General features: G+C 54.7%; 16 protein-coding genes. 10 read left to right on the top strand and 6 right to left on the bottom strand.

Going from position 1 to position 18466, the window contains the following annotated elements; translation table 11 throughout:
• Positions 1-137 precede the first annotated feature (137 nt).
• From prmB to Dpoa2040_RS16545, 6 genes are all read left to right on the top strand, one after another.
• Positions 138-1070 (top strand): 50S ribosomal protein L3 N(5)-glutamine methyltransferase, encoded by a 933-nt coding sequence (gene prmB, locus Dpoa2040_RS16570; protein WP_168641957.1) that lies wholly within the window; start codon positions 138-140, stop codon positions 1068-1070.
• Positions 1071-1141: 71 nt separating this feature from the next.
• On the top strand, positions 1142-2227 hold the full coding sequence (gene aroC, locus Dpoa2040_RS16565; protein WP_042871829.1) for a chorismate synthase: 1086 nt from the start codon (positions 1142-1144) through the stop codon (positions 2225-2227).
• A gap of 80 nt (positions 2228-2307) precedes the next feature.
• Positions 2308-3138: a penicillin-insensitive murein endopeptidase gene (mepA, locus tag Dpoa2040_RS16560; RefSeq protein ID WP_042871827.1), complete on the top strand. Its 831-nt coding sequence runs from the start codon at positions 2308-2310 to the stop codon at positions 3136-3138.
• 3 nt (positions 3139-3141) lie between these two features.
• Positions 3142-3942, top strand: a complete 801-nt coding sequence (locus Dpoa2040_RS16555; RefSeq protein ID WP_168641956.1) for a sulfite exporter TauE/SafE family protein — start codon at positions 3142-3144, stop codon at positions 3940-3942.
• Entirely contained in the window at positions 3942-4505 is a 564-nt protein-coding gene (locus tag Dpoa2040_RS16550) for an elongation factor P hydroxylase (RefSeq protein WP_168641955.1), read from the top strand. Before Dpoa2040_RS16555 ends, Dpoa2040_RS16550 begins: the two co-directional genes overlap by 1 nt.
• Before the next feature lie 35 nt (positions 4506-4540).
• Positions 4541-4813, top strand: coding sequence for a YfcL family protein (locus tag Dpoa2040_RS16545; protein WP_168641954.1), 273 nt, complete (start codon positions 4541-4543; stop codon positions 4811-4813).
• A gap of 189 nt (positions 4814-5002) precedes the next feature.
• On the opposite strand, the gene Dpoa2040_RS16540 is transcribed toward Dpoa2040_RS16545, so the two are convergent.
• The gene (locus Dpoa2040_RS16540; RefSeq protein WP_168641953.1) at positions 5003-5899 is read right to left on the bottom strand and encodes a LysR family transcriptional regulator; all 897 of its coding nucleotides are present in this window, start codon (positions 5897-5899) and stop codon (positions 5003-5005) included.
• 194 nt (positions 5900-6093) lie between these two features.
• Here Dpoa2040_RS16540 and Dpoa2040_RS16535 point away from each other — a divergent pair, with 194 nt between their 5' ends.
• The 3 genes from Dpoa2040_RS16535 to Dpoa2040_RS16525 all read left to right on the top strand — a co-directional run bounded on the left by Dpoa2040_RS16535 (position 6094) and on the right by Dpoa2040_RS16525 (position 8939).
• A complete protein-coding gene (locus Dpoa2040_RS16535; protein WP_168641952.1) occupies positions 6094-7512 on the top strand; it encodes a coniferyl aldehyde dehydrogenase in 1419 nt (472 codons plus the stop codon).
• A gap of 94 nt (positions 7513-7606) precedes the next feature.
• Entirely contained in the window at positions 7607-8284 is a 678-nt protein-coding gene (locus tag Dpoa2040_RS16530; RefSeq protein ID WP_168641951.1) for a type 1 glutamine amidotransferase domain-containing protein, read from the top strand.
• A 28-nt stretch (positions 8285-8312) separates the two neighbouring features.
• Positions 8313-8939, top strand: a complete 627-nt coding sequence (locus Dpoa2040_RS16525; protein ID WP_168641950.1) for a glutathione S-transferase family protein — start codon at positions 8313-8315, stop codon at positions 8937-8939.
• Positions 8940-9088: 149 nt separating this feature from the next.
• Here Dpoa2040_RS16525 and Dpoa2040_RS16520 read toward each other — a convergent pair whose 3' ends face one another.
• From Dpoa2040_RS16520 to mnmC, 3 genes are all read right to left on the bottom strand, one after another.
• Positions 9089-9274, bottom strand: coding sequence for a hypothetical protein (locus tag Dpoa2040_RS16520; protein WP_168641911.1), 186 nt, complete (start codon positions 9272-9274; stop codon positions 9089-9091).
• A gap of 167 nt (positions 9275-9441) precedes the next feature.
• Complete coding sequence (locus Dpoa2040_RS16515; protein WP_168641949.1) at positions 9442-11094, bottom strand: methyl-accepting chemotaxis protein; 1653 nt, start codon at positions 11092-11094, stop codon at positions 9442-9444.
• A gap of 871 nt (positions 11095-11965) precedes the next feature.
• Positions 11966-13993, bottom strand: coding sequence for a bifunctional tRNA (5-methylaminomethyl-2-thiouridine)(34)-methyltransferase MnmD/FAD-dependent 5-carboxymethylaminomethyl-2-thiouridine(34) oxidoreductase MnmC (gene mnmC, locus Dpoa2040_RS16510; protein ID WP_168641948.1), 2028 nt, complete (start codon positions 13991-13993; stop codon positions 11966-11968).
• Positions 13994-14153: 160 nt separating this feature from the next.
• On the opposite strand from mnmC, the gene fabB reads away from it, so the two are divergent.
• On the top strand, positions 14154-15374 hold the full coding sequence (gene fabB, locus Dpoa2040_RS16505; RefSeq protein WP_042871806.1) for a beta-ketoacyl-ACP synthase I: 1221 nt from the start codon (positions 14154-14156) through the stop codon (positions 15372-15374).
• Between the two features lie 104 nt (positions 15375-15478).
• Here the strand turns inward: fabB and flk are convergent, their stop codons facing one another.
• A complete protein-coding gene (gene flk, locus Dpoa2040_RS16500) occupies positions 15479-16681 on the bottom strand; it encodes a flagella biosynthesis regulator Flk (RefSeq protein ID WP_168641947.1) in 1203 nt (400 codons plus the stop codon).
• A gap of 258 nt (positions 16682-16939) precedes the next feature.
• Positions 16940-18457 carry a tripartite tricarboxylate transporter permease gene (locus tag Dpoa2040_RS16495; protein ID WP_168641946.1) on the bottom strand — a complete coding sequence of 506 codons (1518 nt, stop codon included), beginning with the start codon at positions 18455-18457 and terminating at the stop codon, positions 16940-16942.
• Positions 18458-18466 lie beyond the last annotated feature (9 nt).

The following is an 18466-nucleotide window of genomic DNA, read 5'->3' as shown; positions in this document are numbered from 1 at the left end:
AATGTCCCCCAGCCTGCGCTGCCCGGCGGTGATATCTGCTGATTTGTCATCGTCTTCATGGCAAACTAGTACGATCACAGCAATATGTCATCACAGAAACATGCGATCACATAGACAGTAGTCTGCGGAGGACAAACTTGGACAAAATTTTCGTCGATGAGGCGGTCAACGATCTGCATACCATTCAGGATATGCTGCGCTGGGCAGTAAGCCGGTTTAACGCCGCTGATGTCTACTACGGCCACGGTACCGATAATCCGTGGGATGAAGCGTTGCAGTTGGTGCTGCCCACGCTGTTTCTGCCTATCGATATTCCGGAAGGTATGTACCTTGCCCGGCTGACCTCCAGCGAGCGTCACCGTATCGTTGAGCGGGTGATCCGCCGTGTCAATGAACGTATTCCGGTGGCTTATCTGACGAATAAAGCCTGGTTCTGCGGACTGGAGTTTTATGTCGACGAGCGGGTACTGGTACCCCGTTCGCCGGTTGGCGAACTGATCAACAATCGTTTTGCATCGCTGTTGGCCAACGCGCCGCGTCACATTCTTGATTTGTGTACCGGTAGCGGTTGTATCGCCATCGCCTGCGCGCAGGCTTTCCCCGAAGCGGAAGTGGATGCAGTGGATATTTCTGCCGAGGCGCTGGCGGTGACCGAGCAGAATATCCAGCAGCACGGCATGGAATACAACGTTACCCCGATCCGTTCCGATCTGTTCCGTGACTTGCCGGCGATTCAGTATGATCTGATTGTCACTAATCCGCCCTACGTGGATGCAGAAGACATGGCCGACTTGCCGCAGGAATACCGCTTCGAGCCGGAGTTGGGGCTGGCGGCGGGCAGCGACGGCCTGAAGCTGGTTCGCCGGATTCTGGCGTGCGCGCCGGATTACCTTACCGAAGAGGGGGTATTGATTTGCGAAGTCGGCAACAGCATGGTGCACCTGATGGAACAGTATCCGGACATTCCGTTCACCTGGCTGGAATTCGACAATGGCGGCGATGGCGTCTTCATGCTAACGCGTGCTCAATTGCTTGATTGTCAGGAACATTTCCGTCTTTATCGGGATTAATCCCTCCGCAGGGCGGTGGGCGGCAGGTGTCCGTCTGGCGTCCTGATGTTTTTCAATACTAAGGAGCCGTGATGGCAGGAAACAGTATTGGTCAGTTTTTCCGTGTCACCACTTTTGGTGAGTCCCACGGTATTGCGCTGGGATGTGTGGTAGATGGCGTACCGCCGGGTATTCCGCTGACTGAGGCCGATTTGCAGCGCGACCTGGACCGCCGTCGTCCGGGTACGTCCCGTTATACCACCCAGCGTCGTGAGCCGGATCAGGTACGTATTCTGTCCGGGGTGTTTGAGGGAGTCACGACTGGTGCCAGTATTGGCTTGCTGATTGAAAATACCGATCAGCGGTCGCAGGACTATAGCGCTATCAAGGATCTCTTCCGCCCCGGTCATGCCGACTATACCTATGAGCAGAAATACGGTATCCGCGATTACCGTGGCGGTGGTCGATCTTCCGCCCGTGAAACCGCAATGCGCGTAGCGGCTGGCGCTATCGCCAAGAAATATCTGCAACAGCAGTATGGTGTGATGATCCGCGGCTATCTGGCGCAGATGGGCGATGTGGCGTGCGAGCTGAAAGATTGGGCGCAGGTGGAGCAAAATCCATTCTTTTGCCCGGACCCGGACAAACTCGACGCACTGGATGAGCTGATGCGCGAGCTGAAAAAAGAGGGCGATTCTATCGGCGCAAAGGTCACGGTGGTAGCGGAGTCCGTCCCGCCGGGGCTGGGTGAGCCGGTGTTTGACCGTCTTGATGCCGATCTGGCTCACGCGCTGATGAGCATCAATGCCGTGAAAGGCGTGGAGATTGGCGACGGCTTTGCGGTGGTGAACCGTCGCGGCAGCGAAAACCGTGATGAAATTACCCCGGAAGGCTTTCAGAGCAACCATGCCGGCGGCATTCTCGGTGGCATCAGCAGCGGTCAGACCATCACTGCCCATCTGGCGCTGAAACCCACTTCCAGCATTACCGTACCGGGCCGCACCATTACCCGTGACGGCGAGGCCACGGAAATGATCACTCGTGGTCGCCACGACCCGTGTGTGGGTATCCGTGCGGTGCCGATTGCCGAAGCGATGATGGCGATTGTTCTGATGGACCATCTGCTGCGTCAGCGTGCGCAGTGCGGGGATGTCGTGTGTCAGGTTCCTCGCTGGTAAGCCGGCAAGACGACATGCGGCAATACACCAGTACGAATGTAATCACCTAACGACAACAAGGCATTAATTACAACAACGCCATGAAAATAAACAGGATTGGGATAGCTGCGCTGCTGTTTTGCAGCACTGCGCTGGCGAAGACACCGTGGCAGGCGATCACTCACCCGGTAGCGGGGCAGCCTCAGGCTATTGGTTCGTTTGCCAATGGCTGCATCGTCGGCGCACAGCCGCTGCCGTTGCAGTCGCCTGATTATCAGGTGATGCGTATTGATCAACGACGTTACTTCGGTCATCCGGACTTGCTGGCGTTCATCAACCGCCTCAGTACCAATGTGCACCGCACTACCGGCGGCATCGTGCTGATCGGTGATATGGGGATGCCGGCCGGCGGGCGGTTCAATGGCGGCCATGCCAGCCATCAGTCCGGGCTGGATGTGGATATTTGGCTGCAACTGCCGCGTCAGCGCTGGAGCCAACAGCAGTTGTTGCAGCCGCAGCCGCTGGATCTGGTGCTGGCGGACGGTAAAAACGTTAACCCCCGCGTATGGTCGCCGGACGTCGTCAAACTGGTGAAAACGGCAGCGCAGGATAATGACGTCACACGTATCTTTGTTAACCCAGCCATCAAAAAACAGCTATGTCTGGAAGCCGGTAGTGATCGCAACTGGCTGCACAAGGTAAGGCCATGGTTTGCGCATCGTGCTCACATGCATGTGCGGCTGCGTTGTCCGCCAGAAAGCCTGGAGTGTCAGGATCAGGATGCGCCACCGGCGGGAGACGGCTGCGGCGCTGAGTTGAACAGCTGGTTCCAGCCACGTAAACCGGGTGTTGAACCTCCGGTCAAAAAGGCACCGCCACCGCTGCCGCCTTCCTGTCAGGCGTTGCTTGATAGTCATCTGATTGCGGAGTAATGCATGGAGTGGTTCATGGTGGGGCCAGACATTCTGGCGTGGTTGTTTCTGGCTAGCGTGATCGCCGGTTTTGTGGATTCAATTGCCGGCGGCGGCGGGTTATTGTCTATCCCAGTGCTGCTGGCGGCGGGGTTATCGCCTGCGCAGGTGCTGGCGACCAACAAGTTGCAGGCCGTGGGCGGTTCCTTTTCCGCCAGCCTGTATTTCATCCGTCGCAAAGCGGTGGATATGAAAATACTCCGGCTGACTGTGCCGTTGACCTTCCTGGGCGCGGTATTCGGCGCCTGGTTGATTCAACAGATTCATGCTGATTTCCTGCGAAAATTGCTGCCGGTGCTGGTGATCGGCATTGGTCTCTATTTTTTGCTGATGCCGAAAGTAGGAGATGATGATCGCCATGCTCGTCTGTCGCTGTTGCCGTTTTCTCTGTTGGGCGGTGCCTGCGTCGGGTTTTACGACGGTTTTTTCGGGCCGGGCGCGGGGTCGTTTTATGCGTTGGCGTATGTCACGTTGCTGGGGTTCAACTTGTCGAAAGCCACCGCACACGCCAAAGTGCTTAATTTTACTTCCAACTTCGGCAGCCTGCTGTTTTTCATGCTGGGCGGCCAGGTGGTATGGGGTATTGGTCTGGTGATGCTGGTCGGGCAAATTATCGGCGCCCGGCTGGGAGCCAGAATGGTGCTCACCAAAGGGCAGAAACTGATTCGCCCGATGCTGGTGATCATGTCTGCTCTGATGAGTATTAAATTGATTCATGACAACCACGGCAGCGAAATTGCGCGTTGGTTGGGACAGCTATTCTAATGACGATGTTGACTGAAACTGCAAGCACTCACCACTACGACCAGTTGATCACTATTTTCAACCAGTGTTTTAGTGAGGAATACAACACCCGCCTGGTGAAAGGCGACGATGAGCCTATCTATCTGCCGGCTGATAAGCAGGCGCCGTATCACCGGATTGTGTTTGCACACGGGTTTTATGCCAGCGCCATGCACGAGATTTCTCACTGGTGTATTGCTGGTGAAGAGCGGCGCAAATTAGTGGATTTTGGCTACTGGTATTGCCCGGACGGGCGCGATGCCGCGACCCAAAGCCAGTTCGAGGTGGTGGAAATTAAACCGCAGGCGCTGGAGTGGATGTTTTGCGTGGCTGCCGGCTTCCCATTTAATGTCAGTTGCGACAACCTCAATGGTGATGTTGACCCAGACCGCATCGCCTTTCAGCGTCGGGTACACGCGCAGGTGATGATTTATCTGCAACAAGGGGTATCCAGCCGACCTGCGCGTTTTATTCAGGCGCTACAGGATTTTTACCACACTGTGCCGCAAACTGCGGCGAGCTTTCCTTATCCGGCTGATCTGTGATGATCGACGGGCAACACGATAACTAAGGACCATCAATGATCGCAGAATTTGAGGCGCGCATCCTGACGCTAATTGACAACATGGTGGAGCACGCCAGCGATGATGAATTGTTTGCCAGCGGTTACCTGCGCGGCCACCTGACGTTGGCGGTGGCGCAAGCCGAAGCGCATGGCGAGCAGACGGCGCAGGCGCTGTATACACGAGTAAAAGACAGCCTGAATCAGGCGATTAAAAATGGCGAACTGTCGCCGCCGGATCAGGCGCTGGTGGCCCAGGTTTGGGACGCGCTCTACCAGCAGGCGCAATAGTCGCAACGTAGTTGTAGCATGGTTGTAATTAATGGTGGTAACAGTCTTGCGCGCCGCAATGGGCAGCAGCCTGCTTTGATCCGTGAAAGCGAACCGTCACCTGTTAAATTCCGTAACCGGCACTTCACTTGTGCGGTTACGGAATCAGTATGAACACGTTTTCTTCAAATTTGGTCAGGCATGACCAGCCTACAGCCCGTGCTTTTGCCGTAACCGAAACAGCAGCGCCTGTCTGGCATGGGCAACGCGTGGCTGGCGCAACGCACTGGGCTGCCAGAGCAAATAGTAACTTCGGCTGGCGCGTGCAATCGGCGCGGGAATTTCACTGAGTTCTCCGCGCTCAATATAAGGCGTACATAAATACGCCGGCAGGGCGCTCCAGCCAAATCCCTCACGCAATAAGCTGCACAAGGCGCGTAGATCCTGTCCGACCATCGCAGGAAGAATCGTGGGTGCTGGTACCCGGTTCGCCGCAAACCAGTTATCGATAAGCGGGAGCGTCAGGCTATAAGCCAGCACTGGCTCGGTTTGCATCGCCGTCAGTATATCCGGTGTGTTAATCAACCGGGCGACGACCTGAGGCGAAGCCACCGCCATGATTTCATCGGTCAGCATCAGTTCGCTTTTTAACCGGCTGTCATTCGCGGGGGCCGCTGAGATCCCCAGGTCGCAGTAGCCCTCGATCAGGCTTCGGGTAATCACGTCATAATCCCCCGTTTGCATCCGCACGCGTACCCCCACTTCCAGCAAAGGCAGTAATTGCCTGGCGACGACTTCAGCCAGAAAATCGGCATGACCAATGATTTGCAATGCGCCAGCCAGTTCCAGTGAGCGCGCTTTGGCTGAAGCCAGCGCGTTTTCTGCCTCATCAAGCCGGTCGCCAATATCTGCCGCCAGTTCATCAGCCGCAGAAGTAGGAATAACCCCCCGTGTTTGCCGGTCAAACAGCGGATGCCCAATCGAGGCTTCCAAACCGGCGATGTGCTGCGATACCGCAGGTTGCGTCAGGTTAAGCGTGCGTGCGGCTCCGCTGAGGGAACGCTGCCGATACACCTCAATAAAGGTTCTTAGCCGAACAAGAGACATAGGTTGCTCATAAAATTTTTTATACCCATACCCCAATATGCTAGTTAGTCACAGTTCATTAACACCAGTAAAGTGCGCTCTATCAAAACATAACTGCCTTTTATCAGAAAGGCAGCTTACAGGAAGTAAAGAAAAATTTATATCAGGGCCAGGGCGGTAAAAGACGCCGCACGATTCTTAAGAGAGCTATCACCATGCCTTTAGAGCAAATGAACAACGATTTAAAAGCGATATTGCAGACGATGAAGAACGCCCATATCGCTCATGGTCCGGCTGATGCCGCGCTGCGCCGCGACAGGCTGTTACGCAGCGCCCGGCTTATTCGGGAAAATTATTCTTCACTCAGCAAGGCGATGAATGCGGATTTTGGTCATCGCAGCCTGTATCAGTCGTTGGTGGCGGATATGGTGACAACGGTGAAAACGCTTGAGCATTCCGCGGAATATGTGGCGCAGTGGATGAAACCGGAGCGGGTTGATAGCCCGATGCCGGGTATGCAGACCTGGATACAGCATCAGCCGCTGGGTGTGATCGGGGTGATCAGCCCATGGAATTTTCCTATCAATCTGGCGTTTGGCCCGCTGGCCGGCGTGTTTGCCGCTGGCAACACCGCCATGCTGAAACCGTCGGAGCTGACGCCTGCCACATCGGAACGGCTGGCAGAACTGATTGCGCGTTACTTCGACCCGCTGGAACTGGAAGTGGTGCTGGGCGATGCGGCAATCGGCGCGGCGTTCAGCAGCCTGCCGTTTGACCATCTGGTCTTTACCGGCAGCTCTGCGGTTGGGCGCCATGTGATGCGCGCCGCGGCTGAGAATCTGGTGCCGGTGACACTGGAACTGGGGGGCAAGTCGCCGGTAGTTATCGATCAGGATGCGGATGTTAGCCTGGCAGCGCAGCGCACGTTGACGGTGAAGACCTTTAACGCCGGTCAGATCTGTCTCTCTCCTGACTATGTGATGTTGTTGGAAGAGCAGGTCGAGGCCTTTGTTAACGCCAGTAAGACGTTTATGGCTCAGGCGTTTCCGACGCTTCAGCAGAACCCTGACTATACGGCCATTATCACGCCGCGACACTATGATCGTCTGGTGGGGCTGTTGACAGATGCGGCAAACAAGGGCGCAACGCTGGTGAGCCTGGCACCTCAGGGCGAGCCGGATTTTGATGCGGCGACTCGCAAGATAGCGCCGCATCTGGTACTCAATGCCAGCGATGATATGCAGATTATGCAGGAAGAAATTTTCGGGCCGTTGCTGCCGGTTCGCACCTGCCATTCGCAGCAAGAGGCGATTGCTTACATCAATGCGCACCCGCGTCCGTTGGCAGCGTATTACTTTGGTCAGCAGGCGGAGCGGCAGACCACGTTTGCTGAACGCACCACATCAGGAGCACTGGTTATCAATGATGTGATGACGCACGCCAGCATCGATGCGTTGCCCTTTGGCGGGGTTGGCGCATCCGGCATGGGCGCTTATCACGGCATTCACGGTTTTCGCCGTTTTACCCATGAAAAGCCGATTGTGGTCCAGAATGAAGAGGGAACATCCAACCTGCGTTTACGGGCACCCTATAACGACAAGCTGTCTCAGCTTGAAGCGTTTCTGAACGGCTAATGTTTTCTCAATGACTAATGTTGCCTGAACGCCGAAAGTTGTCTAACTGATTAATGTAAAAGCACCCAATAAGGGTGATGTGAGGAGAATTACGATGAAAATATTGATGGTATTAACGTCCCACGACCAACTGGGAAACACTGGCAACAAAACCGGCTTTTGGCTTGAAGAGTTTGCTGCGCCTTATTACGTGTTTAACGATGCGGGTGCCGACATTGTACTGGCATCACCCGCTGGTGGGCAGCCACCGCTGGACCCGAAAAGCGATTTGCCGGATTTTCAAACCGAGCATACCCACCGCTTCAAAGCGGATTCGGCAGCCCAGCAGGCACTGGCCTCTACGTTGAAACTGGACAGCGTCAGCATGGACGACTTTGATGCGGTGTTTTATCCGGGGGGCCATGGCCCACTGTGGGATTTAGCCGAATCGCCGACTTCAATTGCCCTGATCGAAGCGTTTGAACGCGCCGGGAAACCCATCGGTTTCGTGTGTCATGCTCCGGGCGTGCTGCGTCATGTCAAGGCGGCTAATGGCGAACCGCTGATCAAAGGCCGCCGCGTCACCGGGTTTAGCAATGCGGAAGAAGCCGCGGTGGCATTAACCGATGTGGTGCCGTTTTTGATTGAAGATGAGTTTCAAAAACTGGGTGGCCTGTATTCCAAAGGGCCTGACTGGCACCCTTACCTTCTTGAAGATGGCAAGCTGATTACCGGCCAGAACCCGGCCAGCTCGGAAGCGGTTGCCAGCGCATTGTTAAAACAGCTAGCCTAATCAGTTGACACAAGGAAACGGACAAAAAATGGCCATAAAGTTACATCATCTGAATGAGTCGCGCTCCATACGTATCCTCTGGTTGCTTGAAGAAGCACAGCTTCCTTATGAGCTGATCCGCTACCAACGCAACCCGAATTCACATTTGGCGCCGGAAGAACTGAAAGTGATCCACCCGCTGGGGAAATCACCGGTAGTAGAGATAGATGGCAAGGTGATTGCCGAATCGGGCGCAATTGTTGAGTACATCATCAGCAAGTACGCGCCACATCTGGCCCCGGATGTTCAGGATGTGTGTTATGCCGACTACCTGCAATGGATTCATTTTGCAGAAAGCTCGGCCATGCTGCCTGTATTACTGAAAGTGTTTAATCAGTTTGAGAAGAAAAGCGGTCAGCCGTTGTACTTTCTGGATGACTATGCTGAAACGGAATTCAGAAAAGTGTTTTCTTATCTGAACGACTACCTTGCCTCGCGTGAGTTTATTGTCGGGCAACGTCTGACAGGCGCGGACTTTATGTTGGGCTTCGTGGTGCAGTTGGTTACGGAGCGGTTTAATCTGGGGCAGCAATACCCCCATATTCTCCGTTATTCAACGCGACTGTCTGAGATGCCGAGCTGGCAGCGGACAAAACGTCTGGATTCGCCAGCATAGCAAGGCCCGTTGTCGGCACGCAGGCCAGCCCTGGTCGGCAACGCGGGTATAACAGCGGTGATGGCGGTGATAATGACAGGTTTGATCCCGTTAAAACTGTCAGAACCGTGGTGTTTTTGGATGGTGTCCCGCCGGATGGTGGGCACAATCTAACGAAAGCGTTCGGATATTGATAAGCAGGTTTTCCAACCGTCGTCATCCAGTACCAATGCTGTTGATGTTGTAATAAAGCGTGGCGTCATGCTGTTGATCAGTTGCGCCAGCAAAACCGTGAGTTGTTCAAACTCATCGCTCAGTAACGTGTGCTTATCCCGATTTTCCCCTGTTGTCTTCATCGCCGTGCAATTGTCATTTACCTTATTGTGTTTTAGCCGGTCAGCTACGTTGAATGGCGACAATCGCACCAGAGCAGGCTCTGATGCGATGTATTTCAGATTGATGCAACCGGTTGGCTACGATGAAACCAGACTACCCGACATCTGGACAATGAGAAATCGGACGATTAGAAACTTTCCCAACTCGTTTCGCTGGCGGTAGTCACAGGTTTTTTCCCCGGTGAAAGGAGACGTGGTGCCGGTGCCGAGGGACCGCTCGCTAACGCGGGAGCTGTATGGTTACCGACCGTAAACTGCCCAACCAACTGGTTTAAGATCATGGCCTGCTCTTGCAGGGAATGAGACGCCGCAGAGGCTTCCTCGACCAGCGAGGCGTTCTGTTGAGTCACATCATCCATCTGATTGACTGCCTGATGAACCTGATTGATCCCCTTGCTTTGCTCTTCGGTGGCAGCAGAGATTTCGCTCATCAAATCGGTGACTTGCTGAATAGCCTCTTTCATGGATGACATGTTTTTGCCTACATCACCTGCCTGCTCGGCACCGGTCAGGATCAGGGCGTTGGAGGTATCAATCAAATCCTTGATTTCACGTGCAGCGGTGGAGGAGCGTTGTGCCAGTGTGCGCACTTCACCGGCGACGACGGCAAACCCACGTCCTTGTTCTCCGGCACGCGCGGCTTCTACGGCGGCGTTCAACGCCAGGATATTGGTTTGAAACGCAATGCCTTCAATCAGGGCGATAATATCGGTGACTTTACTGCCACTGGTGCGGATCTTATCCATGGTTTCCAGCATGGTTGTGACCGAATCGGCACTGTTGACTGATATCTTGCTGGCATTTCCCGCCAGCATACTGGCTTGCTGGGTGTTTTCCGCATTCTGGCGCACCGTCTCGCTGATTTGCGTCATGCTGGCGGCGGTTTCTTCCAGTGAGGCAGCTTGTTGTTCGGTTCGGGAAGAAAGGTCTTCATTACCGGCGGCGATTTGCATTGCCGCGCTGCCAACTGATTGCGCAGCGGTGCTGACGGAAGCCAACGTACTGGCGACGCGCTGCATCAGCGTATTAAATGCTCGTGCGGTGATGCCGATCTCATCTTTGCGCTGGTCGTCTGCTTTAATGGTCAGATCCAGGGTAGTGCTGGCAGTTTCCATGACCCGACTCATGTTGCCGAGGCTTTTTCGAATACTGAGAATGGTTTTTACTGCCAGAAAGCTGGTCAGCAATATAGTTAACAGTGCGCCACTTAATAAACTGACCCAGCTTTGGTTATAAATTCGTGTATTCGTCTGGCGCAGCTCATCACCAATTCTGACATTCAAAGCAAACTGCTTGCGGTAGGTGTCCAGCATGTCGCGCACGGCTTCACCCGGCCCGCCGGCGCCCTGCAACATGCTCAGTGAGAGATCTTTCTGATTGGCTTTTACGGCAGCCAGAAAAGTCGGTAACACCGACTGTAATTTTTTGACATTCTCCATTGACGCAAGGGTCAGATTTTTGTCTTCCTCATCGGAGATATTATTCTTCATATAGTAGTCATTGATCGATTTGATATCCTCAATGGTTTTATTAAGATTTTGTTCTATATCGGGTAATTTACTGGCATCTGCTGTGGTCTGATAACGGTAGAGAAAAAGCACCAGAGCATTGGTTTTATCCACGGCGTTATTCAGGTCCTTGATACTGGCGACAGCATTATCCTGTACATAATCGGCGCGAGATTGAAAGCCGGATAACAGTGACAGGGTAATCATAACCAGTGCAATCAGTGCCAGAGATAACAATGAAAACGTTAGTAACAAGCGTTGCGTAATATTCATAACTTCTCCGTTTTATTCCTGTGGTGCGTCAGGTTACTGATGCGCTGGCTTTATTATTTTGCCCCGCGGTAGACGGGGGTGTGGCACACCAGGTTCAACGTTGCTGCTTGCTCGCTGCGTTGCTTTTTCCTGGTCGTGATTGACCGGGTTCCCGTGAGGAGGCAGTGCCGTCACATTGTTAGGATCATCACGGGTCCTGATCTGAACGATTCGGAGCAGTCATCATGATGAAAACGCCAGTGTTTGTCCTGCAACCTGAACGATTGTGTTATGGACACATGGTGTAAAGCGTGTACTGAATCGGGACAGGTCAACACCGGATAAGCTGCTGACAGTTCATGACTCCTTAGCTGTTATCGACAATGAAACCGGTATCTTGATGATTTTTATCCGAGTAACCGATTGAAATTTCACTTAAATGATACAATTTGGCTATTAATTAGCCTTTGTTGATCGTTAAAATCGTTAATTTTTATGTACTAAATTGATGGGAAGTGGAAGGAATTTATTATTTAATGAATTGAAATTATTAATAAAAAATCAAAAAAACGTCTTAAAAATAGACGGCGTTAATGATAGTGGGGCTTATGATTAATGATTTGTTGTTGTGATGTATCATTTTTTGCATTGAGCCATCACATCGGATGTGTTGCGGGTGATAATTGAATAGTGCTTATCATTAAAACAGGTCGATAAAGCTAGTTATTCGAAAAAAAATGATAAATCTGGCGGCGTGGCAGGAAACTGGGAGAGAGACCGGGAAATGCCCGGCCTTGAGAGTGTGATATGGCACAAACGAGCGTTGTTATCTTGCTGGCTGCCTTTCCATCAGGATGACGGCAGCCTGTCTATATGTTGCTGACAAGAGATGTTAGCGGATGTGAGGGGCTTTGCCTTTCAGCAATTTTCTTACCCAAAAACGATGAGGATGTAACGCCGCCAGCGTGTCGCCATCCAGCGGCAGCGGTTCGCCAAACAGTTGCGACGCCAGAATTTCGGCGGCCAGCGGCGCGGAGCATAAACCGCGCGACCCCAACGCGCCAATCAGATAGAGATTCGGCCACGATGGCGCGTCGCTCACCTCAGTACCCGCGGTAAGCTGTCTGGGGAGATCCTGATAGTCGGTCAGTGTTTGCTGGTAATCCGGCACCTGACCGAGCAACGGCAGATGATCGCGGATGGCGCAACGTACGCCGCATCGCGCCTGTTGCCCGGAAATATCTATCGAGGCGGTCCAGTCGCTGTCGGGCAGGCAATCAATCAGCCGCTGACGGTTTTGCTGCTGATCGGTGTCGCGGTAATCGGTGTCCGTATCGCCCCGATGATAGCTGGCGCCGATGCAATGCGTGTGGTGGCGCGGGCTGACCGGCGTCAGATAACCATCGTAGCACAGCACCTGACGCAGCGCAGACAGCGTGGGCGTATCGGGAATATGGCTGACCTGGCCGCGTACCGCGTAGACGGGCAACTGCCGGGTCTGCTCCCAGTCGTTGATCTGATGACCATTTGCCAGCACTACCGCGGGGTGTTGTACCTGACGTCCATCCGACAGCGTTAGCTGCCAGCCGCCGTCGGTGTGTTTAAGTGTCGTCACGCTGACAGACAAATGCGCCTGAAGACCCTGCTGGCAGGCCAGAGTAAAAGCCGAGGCGGTCAATTCAGCCGGGCATAGCCAGCCGCCCAGTGGGTAGGTGATGCCGTGAGTGTGTAACGGGACACCGGCCTGTTCGCTCAGGGTGCTGGCGTCTGCCGGTCGCACCAGCGTATCCGGCCAGTTGCCGGCCAGAATCTGTGCTATTTTACGCGTACTTTTTTCATCAAAGGCCAGTTGGCTGACGCCGCACCAGTCGTGTTCAAATGCCACGCCTTGTGCCGCCAGAGCATCGTAACAGCGGCGAGCGAAGTCGAACGCGGTGGCGAAGAAACCTGATAATACATCCTGCTTGTCGTTCAACAGCGGATAGAGCGCGCCCTGACGATTGCCGGAAGCGCGCTGGCCTACCTGTTGGTCGGCGCAATACAGCGTTACCTGAGCGCCGCGGCGCAGCAGTGCCAGCGCTGTCAGCACCGCGGCGATGCCACCGCCGACGATAGCCACCTCTTGCGGGTTTGCCGCTGCCGGTCGCGCGTACCACGGCATGGGGTGCGGCTGTTCACTGCTGTGTTGCACGGTGCCGCTCAGCATTTCCCGCTTCTGCCCGAATCCTTTGATTTTGCTGACGTGGAATCCCGCCTGTTGCAGACCCCGGCGCACAAAACCAGCGGCGGTAAAGGTGGCGAAGGTCCCCCCGGTGCGGCATAGCCGCGCCATCGCGTTAAATAACGCATCGGTCCACATGTCGGGGTTTTTGGCCGGGGCAAACCCATCCAGAAACCAGGCGTCGATATGGTGAGTAAGACTGTTGTCCAGTTTGGGTAGCAGTGTGTTGACGTCGCCGAACCACAGATCCAGCGTGATGCGTCCTTGCGCCAGAATCAGCCGATGACAGCCGGGCAGGGCCTGCGGCCAGTGCTGACGCAGTTCGTCGGCGAAGGGAGCCAGCTCCGGCCAACGGGCGTGTGCGGCGGCGAGATCCGACTGACGCAGCGGAAATTTCTCAAAACTGATGAAGTGCAGACGTTGCAATGCGGTATTCGGTTGCTGCTGACGGAACTGGTCGAACGCCTGCCATAGCGTCAGGAAGTTCAGCCCGGTGCCAAAACCGGTTTCCGCCACGGTACACACCGGGCCAGCATGGTCAAGGAAACGCTGGGGAAAGCCGTTGCCTTGCAGAAAGACGTAGCGGGTTTCCGCCAGCCCGTCCTGGTTGGAGAAGTACACATCATCAAACTGTTGCGACACAGGTGTACCCTGAGTATTCCAGTTCAGATCTGCGTGCTGGATGGAAGGGCTTGTCACGGTAACTAACTCATTGTTCAGACGGTGGCGCGATTCTAGCGACTGGTTGATTAAGTCGCAAATTTGAGAAAAGTTAGTCTGATCGGACTTGTTCAGCTTACATCTGTACGCTAAAGTGCGGAGCTAAATCCAAACTCTAACAAATGGAATGAGGTATTGAATGAAACGTGCGGTGATTACGGGTCTGGGGATTCTGTCTAGTATCGGTAATAACAAAGAAGAAGTGCTGGCATCCCTGCGTGAAGGCCGCTCTGGCATCACGTTCTCCCAGGAGTTGAAAGATTCCGGTATGCGCAGCCACGTATGGGGTAATGTTAAGCTGGATACGGCAGGCCTGATCGAACGTAAGATTGTGCGTTTTATGAGTGATGCCTCCATTTACGCATACCTGTGTATGGAAGAGGCGGTTAAGGATTCCGGGCTGGCGGAAGAAACGTATCAGAACAATCCGCGGGTCGGGTTGATCGTCGGTTCCGGCGGTGGTTCCCCGCGTTTCCAGGTATTTGGCGCTGATGCCATGCGCAGCCCGCGCGGCCTGAAAGCCGTTGGCCCTTATGTGGTAACCAAGGCGATGGCCTCCGGTGTGTCTGCCTGTCTGGCGACGCCGTTCAAAATCCATGGCGTGAACTACTCCATTAGTTCGGCCTGTGCCACGTCTGCACACTGCATCGGCAACGCAGTTGAGCAGATTCAAATGGGTAAACAGGATATCGTGTTTGCCGGCGGCGGCGAAGAGCTGTGCTGGGAACTGGCGTGTGAGTTTGACGCCATGGGCGCGCTGTCTACTAAATACAACGAAACGCCGGAACGCGCTTCTCGTACCTATGATGCTGATCGTGACGGTTTCGTTATCGCCGGCGGCGGTGGCATTGTAGTGGTGGAAGAACTGGAGCACGCGCTGGCGCGTGGGGCGCACATCTATGCTGAAGTGGTGGGCTACGGTGCGACGTCTGATGGCGCCGACATGGTTGCGCCGTCAGGCGAAGGTGCCGTGCGCTGCATGAAGCTGGCGTTGCAGGATGTTGACACGCCGGTAGATTATATCAATACCCACGGCACCTCGACGCCGGTGGGTGACGTGAAAGAACTGTGGGCGATCCGCCAGGTGTTCGGTGACAATGTTCCGCCGCTCTCTTCTACCAAAGCAATGACAGGTCACTCACTGGGTGCGGCGGGCGTGCAGGAAGCCATTTATTCGCTGCTGATGCTGGAGCACGGCTTCATTGCACCAAGCATCAACGTTGAAACGCTGGACGAGCAGGCGCAGGGCATGAACGTGGTTACTGCACCGACTGAACGTAACCTGACGACTGTTATGTCTAACGGTTTTGGATTCGGCGGCACCAATGCCGTGCTGGTAATGCGCAAATACGCACAGTAACCGTAAAGCAGTTATCATCGTCTAAGAATACCGGGCATTGCCCGGTATTCTTTTGTCTGACGTTCGTTGCCTTAATCCGATTTTCCCGCTTATTTTTTATTGTCTTACAGCACTACCCACATCAACAGCGCTACCACCAGTATTGTCACCAGCACCAGCCCGATAGGTTTATTGACCAGTGACCGCCACTCCTGCGGCAAGGCTATGATTAACGGGTGGATAAACGGCTGTAGTGGTGTAGTGGAATCGCCCTGTATCTGCTGGAGTCGCCGGCGGTACAAGAACGTTACCACATCACTGATTTGCGATGGGGTGAGCGGCGTTTGCGGTGTCATATTCAGGGTGTTGCGGGTGAAATCCTGTAACAGTTGCTGTTCCTGCTGGTCGAGCGGTTGTTTCAGCGCTGCCTGCAGCGTATGCAACGTGGGTGGGGTATGTTGCTGTAACAGCACGCTTTGGGTATTGAGAAACTGGCTTAACACCTGAAAGTTCTTCGCCGGAATCGGATCGCCGGTTTTCAATCCCTGCATGTTCATCAGCGTGTGCCAGACTTTACCCGGTGATTCACCGCTTAGCGCCACCAGTTTTGCGACTAACTGGTTGAGCTGGTTGTGTTCTGCGGGCAGCAAGGCACGGTCTGGCAGCGTGATCGCTGACGGATTACCCGGTACGACGCCTGCCTGCAACATGGCCGCCAGTTGCTGAGATGTTTTCGGCAGTGGTGAGGGAATCGTGGCGGCGGTAGGGGTTTGGGGAAACGGAAGTGCCTGCCCGTTGGCGGTATTGCCAAACGGCAGTGCAGTCGTATTTCCGCCTGTGGACAGTAGCGTAGTGGCCTGCGGCAACTGGCCGTTTTGCAGCAGCGTCACCACCAGTTTCAGTTGCGAAGGCGTCAGCGAACTCAGCACGGTATGACCAAACTGCTGACGGATGAAATCACTGACGGCCTGGCGGTTATTTCCTTGCGACAGCAGGCTGGTCAGTTGTTGCAGCAGCTGACGCGTATCCTGCGAACCCTGTACGGTGGTCAGCCGGTTCTGCAAACTCTGCTCGGCGGCTGGAAACTGGCTGGCGAGCAGTTCCGCGTTATTTTTGTTACCCAGTTCCGCTCGTGCGGTTGCCCAGATTTCTGCTGGGCTGGCACCGCTCAGGGTAGAGATCTGCGTCACCAGCTTTTCCAGCGTAGTGCGTTGCGCCAGCGTCAGCGGTAAATCGTCCGTCTGGGATGCCGCGTTTTTCGACAACGCGGTTTCCAGCGGTTTTTCTCCCGGCAGAGGAACATTACCGGAGTTACTGATCGGTTGCATGGTGTGATCCTTACCGTAGACGCTCGACGGGATGTCGCCTCAGCCTGATGACGTTATCGCTATCGTATCTGTCATCAGTATATCTGGCTTCATCATAACAACGGTGCGGTATTACTGATAGTCGTCGGAGATGAGCAGCGTAAATTCCGTGTTGCGAAGTCAACCGGTGAGAAAATGCATGGCTGGTGCGCTCTCAACGGGTAAAGCGGCGCGCGGATGCGTCATCCGCGGCGCTCGCTGTATACCGCTGGTGTCAGGTTAGGTACGGGGAATGGACTGAAGCTGGGTACGGCGGCGACGCCAGTATTTCAACACCGGCGGCACCAGCAGAATCAGCACTGCCATTGCCAGTAATGTCTGGCTGATATGGCCCTCCCACAGGATGGATAACCCACCGTTACTGATGGACAACGCCCGGCGCAGGTTTTGCTCCAGCATTTCCCCCAGCACAAAGCCCAAAATCAGCGGCGACATCGGGAAGTGCATTTTACGCAGCAGGTAACCGAACACCCCCAGCCCAACCATCAGCAGCAGGTCAAAGGTGGTGCTGTGCACGGCATAGACGCCGACGGCGGAAATGGCGGCTATCGCCGGTACCAGAAACCACATTGGAATAGCCAGCATCCGGGTGAACAGGCCAATCATCGGCAGATTGAGCAGTAACAGCATCAGGTTGCCGATCAGCATGGCGGCGATAAGCCCCCAGACGATATCCGGCTGCTCGGTAAACATGGCCGGGCCGGGCGTAATGTTGTACAGCGTCAGTGCGCCCATCATCACCGCAGTCGTGCCGGAGCCGGGCACGCCCAACGTCAGCATGGGAATGAAGGAACCACAGGCTGAGGCGTTGTTGGCCGCTTCCGGTGCGGCCACGCCGCGAATATCGCCTTTGCCGAAGCTGTCGCTGTTGCCGCTGATTTTTTTCTCCGTCATCCAGGCCATGGCACTGGCGATGGTTGCGCCAGCGCCCGGCAGTATCCCGACAAAGAACCCCAACAATGAAGAACGTAACGTCGCGCCAACGCACTGCATCCCTTCCCGAACGTTGAACAACATGCGTCCGGTCGCTTTGGTTACCTTTTGTCCGCTGCCGGTTTGCTCCAGCATCAACAGGATTTCACTGACGGAAAACAGGCCAATTACCACCACCACGAACTGGATGCCGTCAGACAAATGAACACTGTCGAAGGTAAAACGATACACGCCGGTATTGGCGTCCACACCGACGGTTGCCATCGACAACCCAATCAGCGCCGCCAGAAAAGATTTCAGCGGGTTGTGGCTCATCATGCTGCCGAGGCAGGCAATGGCGAACACCATCAGGGCGAAGTATTCGGCGGGGCCAAATGCCAGCGACCAGTTGGCCAGCAAGGGCGCGAACAGAATGATGCCGGCAATAGCGATGCTGGAACCGACGAACGAACTGACGGCGGAAATAGACAACGCCACGCCGGCTTTGCCTTGTTGCGCCATCGGGTAACCGTCAAGGGCAGTCATAATCGCGCCGGCGTCGCCCGGTACGTTGAGTAAAATGGAGGAGATACGCCCGCCGTATTCACAACCGAGGTAAACGGTAGCGAGCAGAATCAACGCCGATTCCGCCGGTAATTTGAGCGCGAAGGCCAGCGGCATCAGGATCGCTACGCCGTTGATCGGACCAAGACCGGGCAACAGCCCGACAATGGTGCCGATAAAACAGCCGATCAGTGCAATCATCAGGTTTTGCGGCGTCATCGCCACCGCGAAACCTTGCATCAGAAAAGACCAGATATCCATAAACATGTC

The sequence above is a fragment of the Dickeya sp. CFBP 2040 genome, from assembly GCF_012273755.1.
GTDB lineage: Bacteria > Pseudomonadota > Gammaproteobacteria > Enterobacterales > Enterobacteriaceae > Dickeya > Dickeya poaceiphila.
The sequence above is the reverse complement of the archived record's forward strand: the minus strand, read 5'-3'. Positions and strand labels throughout refer to the sequence as shown.

What these genes read in the sequence shown, in the direction of transcription:
- aroC (WP_042871829.1), top strand. Translation starts at nt 1,142, where the DNA reads ATGGCAGGAAACAGTATTGGTCAGTTTTTCCGTGTCACCACTTTTGGT.
- mepA (WP_042871827.1), top strand. Translation starts at nt 2,308, where the DNA reads ATGAAAATAAACAGGATTGGGATAGCTGCGCTGCTGTTTTGCAGCACT.
- Dpoa2040_RS16555 (WP_168641956.1), top strand. Translation starts at nt 3,142, where the DNA reads ATGGAGTGGTTCATGGTGGGGCCAGACATTCTGGCGTGGTTGTTTCTG.
- Dpoa2040_RS16550 (WP_168641955.1), top strand. Translation starts at nt 3,942, where the DNA reads ATGACGATGTTGACTGAAACTGCAAGCACTCACCACTACGACCAGTTG.
- Dpoa2040_RS16545 (WP_168641954.1), top strand. Translation starts at nt 4,541, where the DNA reads ATGATCGCAGAATTTGAGGCGCGCATCCTGACGCTAATTGACAACATG.
- Dpoa2040_RS16540 (WP_168641953.1), bottom strand. Translation starts at nt 5,899, where the DNA reads ATGTCTCTTGTTCGGCTAAGAACCTTTATTGAGGTGTATCGGCAGCGT.
- Dpoa2040_RS16535 (WP_168641952.1), top strand. Translation starts at nt 6,094, where the DNA reads ATGCCTTTAGAGCAAATGAACAACGATTTAAAAGCGATATTGCAGACG.
- Dpoa2040_RS16530 (WP_168641951.1), top strand. Translation starts at nt 7,607, where the DNA reads ATGAAAATATTGATGGTATTAACGTCCCACGACCAACTGGGAAACACT.
- Dpoa2040_RS16525 (WP_168641950.1), top strand. Translation starts at nt 8,313, where the DNA reads ATGGCCATAAAGTTACATCATCTGAATGAGTCGCGCTCCATACGTATC.
- Dpoa2040_RS16520 (WP_168641911.1), bottom strand. Translation starts at nt 9,274, where the DNA reads ATGAAGACAACAGGGGAAAATCGGGATAAGCACACGTTACTGAGCGAT.
- Dpoa2040_RS16515 (WP_168641949.1), bottom strand. Translation starts at nt 11,094, where the DNA reads ATGAATATTACGCAACGCTTGTTACTAACGTTTTCATTGTTATCTCTG.
- fabB (WP_042871806.1), top strand. Translation starts at nt 14,154, where the DNA reads ATGAAACGTGCGGTGATTACGGGTCTGGGGATTCTGTCTAGTATCGGT.
- flk (WP_168641947.1), bottom strand. Translation starts at nt 16,681, where the DNA reads ATGCAACCGATCAGTAACTCCGGTAATGTTCCTCTGCCGGGAGAAAAA.
- Dpoa2040_RS16495 (WP_168641946.1), bottom strand. Translation starts at nt 18,457, where the DNA reads ATGGATATCTGGTCTTTTCTGATGCAAGGTTTCGCGGTGGCGATGACG.